The organism is Zhenhengia yiwuensis (assembly GCF_014384995.1).
Taxonomy (GTDB): Bacteria; Bacillota; Clostridia; order Lachnospirales; family Cellulosilyticaceae; genus Zhenhengia; species Zhenhengia yiwuensis.
This window is the reverse complement of the sequence record NZ_JACRSY010000008.1, coordinates 68,954-80,973: the sequence shown is the minus strand read 5'-3', so window position 1 is coordinate 80,973 and position 12,020 is coordinate 68,954. Positions and strand designations below refer to the sequence as shown.

The 12,020-nt window shown below is 36.3% G+C and carries 8 protein-coding genes and 1 other annotated feature (1 of these 9 cut by a window edge); of the genes, 6 read left to right on the top strand and 2 right to left on the bottom strand.

The window, feature by feature from the left end:
• Together H8718_RS06585 and H8718_RS06580 are read right to left on the bottom strand one after the other, a co-directional pair.
• Nucleotides 1-828: a TraX family protein gene (locus H8718_RS06585; protein ID WP_249332335.1), complete on the bottom strand. Its 828-nt coding sequence runs from the start codon at nt 826-828 to the stop codon at nt 1-3.
• Between the two features lie 105 nt (nt 829-933).
• Nucleotides 934-1,950 carry a sensor histidine kinase gene (locus H8718_RS06580; RefSeq protein WP_249332334.1) on the bottom strand — a complete coding sequence of 339 codons (1,017 nt, stop codon included), beginning with the start codon at nt 1,948-1,950 and terminating at the stop codon, nt 934-936.
• 338 nt (nt 1,951-2,288) lie between these two features.
• Here H8718_RS06580 and H8718_RS06575 point away from each other — a divergent pair, with 338 nt between their 5' ends.
• The 6 genes from H8718_RS06575 (at nt 2,289) to H8718_RS06550 (ending at nt 11,764) form a co-directional block, all read left to right on the top strand.
• Nucleotides 2,289-5,777, top strand: coding sequence for a DNA polymerase III subunit alpha (locus H8718_RS06575; RefSeq protein WP_249332333.1), 3,489 nt, complete (start codon nt 2,289-2,291; stop codon nt 5,775-5,777).
• Nucleotides 5,778-5,915: 138 nt separating this feature from the next.
• Nucleotides 5,916-6,887 (top strand): 6-phosphofructokinase, encoded by a 972-nt coding sequence (pfkA, locus tag H8718_RS06570; RefSeq protein ID WP_249332332.1) that lies wholly within the window; start codon nt 5,916-5,918, stop codon nt 6,885-6,887.
• Between the two features lie 36 nt (nt 6,888-6,923).
• A complete protein-coding gene (pyk, locus tag H8718_RS06565) occupies nt 6,924-8,687 on the top strand; it encodes a pyruvate kinase (RefSeq protein ID WP_249332331.1) in 1,764 nt (587 codons plus the stop codon).
• Between the two features lie 209 nt (nt 8,688-8,896).
• The gene (locus tag H8718_RS06560) at nt 8,897-10,303 is read left to right on the top strand and encodes a TrkH family potassium uptake protein (protein WP_177668886.1); all 1,407 of its coding nucleotides are present in this window, start codon (nt 8,897-8,899) and stop codon (nt 10,301-10,303) included.
• Between the two features lie 17 nt (nt 10,304-10,320).
• Nucleotides 10,321-10,986: a potassium channel family protein gene (locus tag H8718_RS06555; RefSeq protein ID WP_177668884.1), complete on the top strand. Its 666-nt coding sequence runs from the start codon at nt 10,321-10,323 to the stop codon at nt 10,984-10,986.
• Complete coding sequence (locus tag H8718_RS06550) at nt 10,976-11,764, top strand: TrmH family RNA methyltransferase (protein WP_177668882.1); 789 nt, start codon at nt 10,976-10,978, stop codon at nt 11,762-11,764. The genes H8718_RS06555 and H8718_RS06550 overlap by 11 nt, the downstream gene beginning before the upstream one ends.
• Before the next feature lie 66 nt (nt 11,765-11,830).
• Nucleotides 11,831-12,020 (top strand) — a binding site (T-box leader) (it continues 51 nt past the right edge of the window).

The window sequence follows — 12,020 nt, the reverse complement described above, 5'->3', positions numbered from 1 at the left end:
CTAGTTTTTAAAAGTATAAAGTAGATGTGAAAGGCCTAATAGTACATAAAGGTGAGCAGGATAGTAAATATAGAAGAAGTTACGCATGCCTTTACCTTTTTGACCATTATAGAGCAGAAGAAGCGGTAAAGCTAAAATCATCAGCCACTGCACGTTAATATAGAAGAGATTCATTAAAGATAAATCCATTCCAGTTGTGAGATAGAAGGTAATGATACAGAAAATAACATAGAAAATACCCGTTTTCTTTTTGCTACCTCTACACATATAAAAGCCAATGCCAAGTACAATCCAAAGAAGTCCACCTTCTACAAGTAATGGAGTTGGAATACAAGTCATGATGAATTGAAGTACGAAGTGAGGTAAGGTAGACATCATCATTATCACAACAAAAGTTAGAATAAAAGGAATGAGAAGAATAAGAAGTGCTAAACTTCCTTTTTTGAAGTCCTTAGCCTTGAAAGTGCTTATAAGCTTTTCACCAAAATGAATGAATAAGGTAATAAGGAACATAGTCGCAAAAATATTATTAATGATCAGACCGCCACTTGGCATAGGGAAGAAGGTATTGGCAAGGTTATTAAGCACTGCCATTCCCACAGAAGAAAAGTAGAGGCGTAATATATATTTGGTACGATTACGTGTATGCCACATTCCTTCAGCTACCATAAAGATGAAAAGAGGGGCTGAGATGCGTCCTATAATATGGAACCAAATTGGCACATGAATAATCCCTGAGAACATATAAGCAATATGGTCAAATGTCATAAAGATAAGTGCCAGTAATTTAAGCTGGAAGCCATTTAGGCCATTTTTAAATAAATCCATTGTAAATCCTCCTTGTGATTGAAGCGTATGCATTCAGTTTAAAGGGAATACAAAAAAACTACCATGGATTAAGCTAACGCTAATCTTACAAACTTGTAAGGAAACTCAGGATTCAAGTAAAAACATTTTACTCTTTGGAAAAATGAGTGTGATCCTTGTACCTTCTGTATGAACAGAAGAAAGGTTAAGTTCAAGACCTAGTTTGAGACACAGTTTCTTGCATAAATAGAGACCGATACCTGTAGATTTACCATAGATACGTCCGTTTTCACCCGTAAAGCCTTTGTCAAATACACGACTAAGGTCTGATGCGACAATACCGATACCATTATCCTCAATATGAAGGCAGAGGCGACCTGAATCTTCAGTAGCAAAGATTTTAATCTGCTTTTCTTCCTTATTAAGGTACTTAATACTATTACCTAGAATTTGGCTAAGTATAAATTCTAGCCACTTGGCGTCACTGTATACGGTATAGTCTAAATGAGCAAGACTAAGTTGGATAGGTAGACTAATAAAGGCTGAGGCATATTTTTTAATTACTTTATTTACGATGTTTTGAAGAGATAAGCTTTTAATAATATAATCTTTTTCAGTTGTATTACTTTTAGAATAGAATAAAACTTGTTCTACGAAGATTTCAATTTTATCTATTTCTTCAGCCATACTACACGTGATAGGATCTTTATGATTTTCAGCAAGGAGTTTAGCTGAGGCAATGGGGGTTTTTATCTCATGAACCCACATTTCAATATACTCTTGGTAAGCAATGCGTTCCATTTGATAAGCATCTAGATGATCATTCATAGATTTTGTAGTAGCTCTAAGTATCTCATAGAAGAGCTCACCTTCTTGGAAATGAGCTTGTGAAATGATATCACATAACAAATATTTTTGGTCAAGATTTTGAAGCTGATCTTGTACGGTTTTATAGTAAGCATGCTTTTTTATATACTCTAGAAGGAGTAAAACGATTAATGCAATTGTATAAAGCGTAATAAGAAATACAATAGGATAAACTGCTGTATGAATAGCACGTAGAAAAATAATGGTAAAAAGTATTAGTATACTGTAAGTAAGTAACACTAACCATTTATCTTTTAAAAATCTTAAAAAGGACATGAAAACACCTCGCATTCGGAATAAATTTGCTTAATACTATAGACTATAAATAAGGTTATGTACACCTAGAAAAAGAAATTTAGAAAAGAATATGTAGCTATTGCAAGCATTATAGTATATAATAAGCTGTAAAACTTTTCTATACCAATAGAAAAGCCACAAAATGGACATTGTGGACACGGTGGGGTAAAAGAGCCTAGGAAGATTGTTTTTCAGTTTTCCTAGGCTTTTTGTTATATAAAATCTCCAGAGTCTATCCACCAAATACCTAAAAGTGATATAATAAAACAAATAATTTAAATATAAAACAGATGCGTAACAAAAGAAAGGAGGCACTTATGACAAAGCCTTATACACATCTACATGTTCATACAGAATATAGCTTATTAGATGGCTCCGCCAAAATAAAAGAACTCCTTGCAAAAACGAAAGAATTAGGAATGGGTGCACTTGCCATTACAGACCATGGGGTTATGTATGGTGCAATTGATTTTTATAAAGAAGCGAAGAATATAGGCGTTAAACCTATTATTGGTTGTGAAGTCTATGTATCACCACGAACAAGATTTGATAAAGAAAAACAAGATTTAAGATATAACCATCTTGTACTTCTTGCTAAAAATAATGAAGGTTATCAGAATCTGATTAAAATGGTTTCTCAAGGCTTTATAGAAGGCTTCTATCGTAAGCCGCGTATTGACCTTGATCTTTTAAGAGAGCACCATGAGGGGCTTATTGCCCTAGGTGCCTGTTTAGCTGGTCCTGTTTCTAGACCCCTTCTAGAAGATAATTATGAAAAAGCAAAAGAAGCAGCACTCCTTTATGAGGAAATCATGGGGAAAGATCATTTTTATTTAGAACTTCAGGATCATGGTATGAGTCAACAAGCCAAGGTAAACCCTCAGACCTTGCGCATTGCGCAGGAGACAGGAATTCCACTTGTAGCCACTAATGACGTGCACTATATATTAGAAGAAGATGCTAACCCACATGAAGTACTACTCTGCATTCAGACAGGTAAAACTATGCAGGATGAAGACCGTATGATTTATGAAGGGGGACAGTACTACCTTAAGAGTCCAGAGCAAATGTATGCACTCTTTCCTTATGCAACAGAGGCTTTAGAAAATACAGCTAAAATTGCAGAAAGATGTAATGTAACTTTTGACTTCCATGAACTGAAATTACCAAGTTTTGATGTCCCTACAGAAGAGTCGCCAGAAGAGTATCTTAGAAGACTCTGTGATGAAGGACTTGCTATACGCTATACTCCTGTGACAGATGAGCTTCGTAAGCGTTTAGAATATGAACTTGGTATTATTATTCAAATGGGTTTTGTGGATTATTTCCTTATTGTAAGTGATTTCATCAAGTATGCAAAGCGACAAGGAATTCCAGTAGGGCCAGGACGTGGTTCGGCAGCAGGAAGTATTGTAGCTTATGCTCTAGAGATTACAGATATCGACCCGATTAAGTATAGTTTACTTTTTGAAAGGTTCCTAAACCCAGAACGTATCAGTATGCCTGATATCGATATCGACTTCTGTTATGAAAGACGTCAGGAAGTTATTGATTATGTTATTCATAAATATGGTGAAGACCGTGTAGCACAGATTATTACTTTTGGAACCATGTCAGCCAAGGCGGTTATCCGTGACGTAGGCCGTGCTATCAATATGCCTTATCCAGAAGTAGACCGTATTGCTAAGATGATTCCAAATGAGCTTAAGATGACCATAAGTAAGGCACTTAATATGAATGAAGAGCTTAATATGCTCTATGAAACAGATGAGAAAGTAAAATACCTCATTAATACAGCCCTTAAGTTAGAGGGGCTACCACGTCACTCCTCTACCCATGCAGCAGGTGTTGTAATTTCTAAAAAGCCTGTAGTAGAGTACGTACCACTCAATGCGAGTGATGGTGTTATTACAACTCAGTACCCAATGACTACCCTTGAAGAACTAGGCCTTCTCAAGATGGACTTCCTAGGTCTTAGAACACTAACAGTTATTGATAATGCAGTGAAGTTAGTGAAGCAAAATCATGGTGTGGAACTTGATATGCATAGTATCAACTATGAAGATCCTAAAGTGTATCAAATGATTGCATCAGGAAACACAGAGGGGGTATTCCAGCTAGAGAGTGCTGGGATGAAGTCTTTCATGAAAGAACTTTGTCCAGAGAGCCTTGAAGATATTATTGCGGGGGTATCTTTATATAGACCAGGCCCAATGGACTTTATTCCAAAGTATGTAGATGGTAAACGTGATAAGGAGAGCATTACTTATACGCACCCTGCTCTTAAACCTATTCTAGAAAATACTTACGGCTGTATTGTTTATCAGGAACAGGTTATGCAGATTGTACGAGACCTTGCAGGTTACAGTTTAGGCCGAAGTGACCTACTTCGTCGTGCTATGGGGAAAAAGAAAACAGATGTGATGCAAAAAGAACGTGATATTTTCCTTAATGGAGATGGCGTGGATGTACCAGGTGCGATTGCTAATGGTATTCCAAAAGAAATTGCAAACCAAATCTTTGATGATATGATTGACTTTGCTAAGTATGCCTTCAACAAATCACATGCGGCAGCTTATGCAGTAGTTGCCTACCAGACGGCTTTCCTTAAAACTTACTATAAAGTAGAGTTTATGGCAGCACTTATGACATCTGTTATGGATGTAACACCTAAAATTAGGCAGTATATTGATAGCTGTAAAAAGCTGGGAATACAAGTTATAGCCCCTCATATCAATGAAGGTTATGCTTATTTCAGTACGAAAGATGACTGTATTATGTATGGGCTAGCAGCCATTAAGAATGTAGGCCGTAACGTTATTGAAAAGATTGTAGAAGAACGCGAAAAGAATGGCCACTTCAAGAGCCTGACTGACTTCTATAACCGTATGGATTCTAAAGATGTGAATAAGCGAAGCGTAGAAAGCCTTATTTTAGCAGGTGCTTTTGATGACTTTGGTGGTAAGCGTAGCCAGTATATGGCAGCTTACAAGCAAATTGCAGATGGTGTAGCTACCAATAGACGTAATAATATAGCAGGGCAGATAGATCTCTTTAGCATAGGTGGAGACGCAGAAGAGGGGAATGCTTTTGATGACCATCTACCAAATGTACCAGAGTTTGAGATGAAGGAGATTTTAAACTTTGAAAAAGAAGTATTAGGAATTTACTTAAGTGGGCATCCACTTGATAAAGTAAGTGGCGAACTTGAGAAATACATCACACATCATGCAGTGGATCTAGAGATGACAGAAGAAGAAGGGGCAGAATTTGATGGCGACTACAAAATAACAGATGGCCAGCAAGTTATAGTAGGTGGATTGTTAGCGGAAAAACGTGTCATTTACACCAAGACAAATCGTAAGATGGCCTTTATTACTCTAGAAGATACAACAGGCACTATAGAGTGTATTGTCTTCCCAAACCAGTTTGAAAAGTTTGAAAGAGTAGATGAAACGAAGGTTTATATGATTAAAGGTCATATTTCTATTAAAGAAGAGGAAGCAGCGGTTGTGCTTGTAGATGATTTAACAACCTTAGAGGCTATTTTAAATCCAGATCAAGAAGTAGATCATATTTTATTAAGATTAGATGCAAGTCAGCGCACAGAAGATATACGTAAACAGCTTTTAAGTATATTTGCAAAGTATCCAGGAAAAACTAGAATAATCGTAGAATCCTTAGAGGATAACATGAAAAAGCCATTTCCACCTAAATATAATGTACAAGTGAATGACCAGATTATACAGGAGCTTAAAAACCTCTTAGGTAATACCTGTGTAGTAGTACCAAAATCTGAGAAATGATATTGCAATTTAAAAAATAGTTAGGTAAAATTAAAATCGATCAATATAATGTACACAAGTTTAAATTTTCTACAAGTTAAATAGTTATCAAAGCAAGGCATTAATACAAAATACTAAAACAACAGGGGGTTGTTTCTCATGAGTCAAAAAGTAACAACAATAGGTGTTTTAACAAGTGGTGGAGATGCACCAGGTATGAATGCAGCGATCCGATCAGTCGTAAGGACAGCTATCTCACGAGGTATAAAAGTGATGGGTATCCGTAAAGGCTACAATGGATTACTTGCAGGAGATGTATTTGAAATGGATACACGTAGTGTATCAGATATTATTCAGCGTGGAGGAACTATTCTTCAAACAGCTCGATGTAAAGAGTTTATAACAGCTGAAGGACAACAAAGAGGGGCTGACATGTGCCGTGTATTTGGTATTGATGGACTTGTTGTCATTGGTGGAGATGGTTCATTTCAAGGCGCAGAAAAATTGGCAAATCTCGGAATTAATACAATAGGTGTACCAGGTACAATTGACCTTGATATTGCATGTACAGAATATACAATCGGTTTTGATACAGCTGTTAATACAGCTATGGATGCAATTAATAAGATTCGTGATACATCTACTTCACATAGACGTTGTTCCATTGTAGAAGTTATGGGACGCCATGCAGGTTACATTGCACTTTGGTGTGCTATTAACTCTGGAGCTGAAATGGTGCTTTTACCAGAGGTACCAAGACCAAGTGATGAAGAGATTGTTAAAAAAATTATTGAAAATAAAAATAAAGGTAAGAAACATTTCCTAATTGTTGTAGCAGAAGGTGTAGGGGGGGCAGAACAGCTTGCACAAACTATAGAAAAAGTAACAGGTATTGAATCACGCGCTACTATTTTAGGACATCTTCAAAGAGGGGGTTCTCCTACTGCTGTAGATAGAATGCAAGCGTCTATGATGGGAGCAAAAGCAGTAGACCTCCTTTGTGAAGGCAAGGCAAAACGTGTTGTAGCTTATATCAATGGACAATACGTAGATTATGATATTAATGAAGCACTCAAAATGACTAAACAGTTAGACCCATATATGTATAGTTTAAGCGATATTCTTTGCTAGAAGATAAAATAGAGATTTATTAAAGGGAGAAAAGCGATGCGTAAAACTAAAATTGTGAGTACACTTGGGCCTAAAACAAGAGAATGTGACCAAATTAGAAAGATTATTATGGCAGGAGCAGATGCTATCCGTATTAATTTTTCACATGATAATCATGAGATTCATGGTGAAACAGTGAAACGTGTAAAACAGGTAAGAGAAGAAATAGGTAGACCTATTCCGCTCATCCTAGATACTAAAGGACCTGAAATTCGTACGGGTATTATGGCAGATGATCAAGAGATTAAGTTAAATATTGGTGACATTTTTACGCTTACTACGGAAGAGGTAGAAGGAAATAAAGAAAGAGTCAGTGTGACTTATAAGAACTTACCCTATGATTTAAAACGTGGTAGTCGTATTCTTATTGATGATGGTTTAATTGAGTTAAAAGTAAAAAATCTTACCAGTACAGAAGTCGAGTGTATTGTGGAAAACGGGGGAATACTGGGCTCAAGAAAAGGGATTAATATCCCTGATGTATTTGTAAATTTACCTGCTTTAACAGATAAGGATTTAGCAGATATTAAGTTTGGCGCAGAAGTAGGCTTTGACTATATTGCAGCTTCTTTCATCAGATGTGCTAATGATGTAGTGAAAATCCGTCAGGTACTTGAAGCAAATGGTGGCAGTCATATCCAGATTATTGCTAAAATCGAAAATCGTGATGGCGTAAATAATATTGATGAAATTCTTCAAGTTGCAGATGCTATTATGGTTGCGCGTGGGGATCTTGGTGTAGAAATTCCTGCAGAAGAAGTACCTATTGTACAGAAAATACTTATTAAAAAAGCAAATGACTTAGGTAAAGTTGTTGTAACAGCAACACAGATGCTAGATTCTATGATTCGTAACCCACGCCCTACACGTGCGGAGGCAAGTGACGTCGCTAATGCTATTTTTGATGGTACATCTGCTATTATGTTATCAGGTGAAACAGCTAAAGGAGATTATCCCCTTGAAGCTATTAGTATGATGAATCGCATCGCTATTACTGCAGAAGGCGCAAGTAAGCTTTATAATTTACCAATGGCTTTAAATGAAGCTAAGCTTAGCATGACGAATGCGATTAGTCATGCTACTTGCCAGACAGCAACAGAGCTAGGGGCAGCAGCTATTGTGACGATTAGTAAGTCAGGACATACAGCACGCGCTGTATCTAAGTATAAACCAACTTGCCCAATTGTAGCTTGTACAACAGATGAAAGGGTACAACGTCAGCTGAATCTAGTATGGGGATGTACGCCACTTCTTATGAATATAGAAGAAGGGTCAACAGATGAAGTCTTTAACACGGCAATTAAGAAAACGGAAGAACTTGGATTTGCCAATCAAGGAGATGTAGTTGTCCTTACGGCAGGTGTTCCCGTTGGTGTAGCAGGCACAACGAACGTTCTTAAAGCGCAATATGTAGGTAATGTATTAGCACGTGGTATAGGTTATGGCAAAAAAGCTGTAACAGGTAAAGCAAGTGTTATTAAAGTATTACAAGAAGCAGATAGATACTTCAAAAAAGGAGATATCTTGGTCACTGCTAAAACAGATAATACTTTCTTACCTTATATGAAAAAAGCTAGTGCTATCGTTGTTGAAGAAAGCACACATGAAGAAAATAACCATGCAGCGATTGTAGGTCGAACTTTAGACATTCCAGTTATTATTGGGGCTAAAAATGTGGTTGAGGCTGTTAGCAATGCAACGACTATTACAGTAGATAGTGATAAAGGTCTTGTATACAATGGTGCAGTTTTAGAAAAATAGATGATCATTTAAAAAGGTAGCATTTTGCTACCTTTTTTTACATTTAAATAGCCAAGCCTTATATACATGATAATAAGTGAAAATGCTAAACCTAATAAAAGTTAAGAAAGCGTTAAGAAAAGATATGAAAAGGCTGTATTTTAAAGTAGGGTATGATATAATAACAAACGATTACATAAAATTAGTAAATCATAGGAGAGAATGAGAAAATGAACAATGTAAATGAGCAACATGGGATTTTTAGAAGTAGCCTAGGACCTTCACAGATCTTAGTAGCTGGCTTCTTAATGGTTATCTTAGTTGCAACAGTACTGCTCATGTTACCGATAAGTAGTCAAAGTGGACAAACTACAGGCTTTATTGATGCTTTATTTACTTCTACTTCAGCAGTTTGTGTAACAGGACTTGTAGTCGTGAATACATTAGAGTATTGGTCTTTGTTTGGAAAAATCGTTATTTTGTTTTGTATCCAAATAGGTGGACTTGGTTTTATGTCTTTAGTAAGTATGATTTTTGTTTTTATGGGTAAAAAAATCACTTTAAAAAACAGACTTCTTATGCAAGAGGCATTTAGTTTTAATACAACGGCAGGGATTGTAAGATTTGCCAAAGCAGTTGTGCAGCTTACCTTTTTGGTAGAAGGTATAGGTGCAATTTTATTATCTTTGGTTTTTATACCAGAACATGGCCTTATAAAAGGTATAGGGTATTCTATTTTCCATGCGATTTCAGCCTTTTGTAATGCAGGATTTGATTTGGTCGGATCAAATAGTTTAGTACCTTATGTAGGGAATGGGATCATTAACTTTACGATTATGGGACTTATTATAGCAAGTGGACTTGGGTTTAGTGTATGGATTGATACTTATAATATCATTAAGATGAAACGTCAATCAGCAGAGCATTTTACATGGAAACAAGCTTTTTATAAATTATCGTTACATACAAAACTTGTATGGACTATTACAATAATACTTATTGTAATAGGATTTGTTTTCTTCTTCTTAGTAGAATATAACAACCCAGCAACTTTAGGTGCATTAAGCTTAAAAGATAAGATATATGCGGCACTTTTCCAATCTGTAGCACCACGTACAGCAGGATTTAATACATTACCATTAGCGGAATTAACACCAGCTTCACAACTTATGAGTGTTATTTTAATGTTCATTGGGGGATCACCAGCAGGTACAGCAGGTGGTGTGAAGACTGTTACAATAGGTGTTCTAGTTTTATGTGCACTCTCTACAATTAAAGGGAGAGAAAATACTGTGGTTTATAAACGTCGTATTCCAATGGCTGTTATAGCAAGAGCACTAACTGTAGTGATTATTGCTATTGTAGTTGTTTTGGGTACACTAATGATTTTAACTGTCACAGAAGATGCAGCCTTTATGGAGCTGTTATTTGAGGTGGTATCAGCCTTTGGTACAGTAGGTTCAACTTTAGGTATTACAACAAGCCTGACACCTATAGGGAAAATCATTATTATTATGCTGATGTTTATTGGACGATTAGGTACTATTACAATTGCAGTAGCCCTTATGGTAAGACAAGGCAAAACAAAAGAAAAACACATCATTCAATATCCAGAAGAGAAAGTCTTGGTAGGTTAGAAAGAGAGGGTTAAATAATGAGAGGGAAACAATTTGTAATTTTTGGGCTAGGTAGATTTGGCATTAGTCTTGCAACAACATTATCAGAAGCAGGTTATGAGGTAATGGTTGTCGATAAGTGTGAAGAGAGTATTCAAGAGATTGCGCCGTTTGTAACACATGCCGTACAGGCAGATGCAGCAGATATGGATACCCTTAAATCACTTGGAATTCGTAATTTTGATGTAGCGATTGTAGCAATTGGTAAAGATATTCAATCCAGTATTATGACGACATTACTTTTAAAAGAATTAGGCATTCCTTACGTTGTTGCAAAGGCAAGTAGTGAGATTCATGAACGTGTACTTAGAAAAATTGGAGCAGACCGTATTATTTTACCAGAACAGGAAATGGGTATCCGTATTGCGAATAACCTTATTTCAGGGAATATCCTCGATCACATCCAACTTTCTTCAGAATATAGTATTATTGAAATGGGTATCTTACCAGAATGGAGAGGTAAGAGCATTATTGAGTTAGACCCACGTGGTGTATATGGCATCAATATTATTGCTGTTCAAAGAGGCGGTGTCATTGATATTTCTCCATCTCCTAATTATATATTAGAGCAAGAAGACACACTTGTTGTAGTTGGAAGCAACAAGCAGATTCAAATACTAGAGGCAAAACGTTATGGCAAATAGTAAGTTTATTACAAGTGCAGCGAATCCTATTATTAAGAACATTCAGTTGCTACAAAGTAAGAAAAATGAGCGTAAAAAACAAGGTTTATTTATTATAGAAGGCATTAGAAGTATTAATGAGATACCACAAGAGTATGAAATTGATACGATTGTAATGAGTGACTTATTTGATGAAAGCCTTTTAAAGGTATCCGCTACAAGAAATGCTCTTCTTGTACCAAGTGAACTTTTTAAAGTGATTAGCGATACACAGACACCTCAAGGCGTTTTAGCCCTTGTGAAGATGAAAACATTACAATTAGAAGATATAGAGGTTAAAGCAAATGGGTTCTACCTTATGCTTGAGAATCTTCAAGACCCAGGTAATTTAGGAACTATTATTAGAAGTGCCTATGGGTTTGGTGTAGATGCCATTTTCCTCACTAAAGGATGCGTAGACCTTTATAGTCCTAAAACAGTTAGAAGTACAATGGGAGCATCATTACATGTACCTGTTATAACAGATAAATCATTAGAAGATTATATGGCGTGGGCAAAGGGGCATGGACTTACATGCTTTACAACAGCATTAGATGATACAGCTAAGGAAGTAGCTAAAGCAGATCTTACAAAAGGGCTTATGTTAGTTATTGGAAATGAAGGAAATGGTGTATCTGGAGAAGCCATTGCAAAAGCTGATCAGAATGTATACATTCCAATGCCTGGTGGCTTAGAGTCTTTAAATGCATCTATTGCAGCTTCAATCTGTATGTACGAAGTCATGCGCCAACGCTTATAGGGTATGGGTGTTGACAAACGAAATAGAACACTCTATAATGAGGACATAATTTAAGTTAGAATAAAGCAATAGACGATGAAAAGAAGAGTAGTCTAGTAAGAGTATTTTTAGAGAGCCAATGGTGCTGGGAATTTGGTAATACGTATTAGATGAAGAACATCTTGGAGTTTCTAACCGAAAAGCAATGAGTAGGCTTAGACGGGACTAGACCGTTACATCTAGAGTATATTAGTAGATATACTTGGATCAGAGTTGG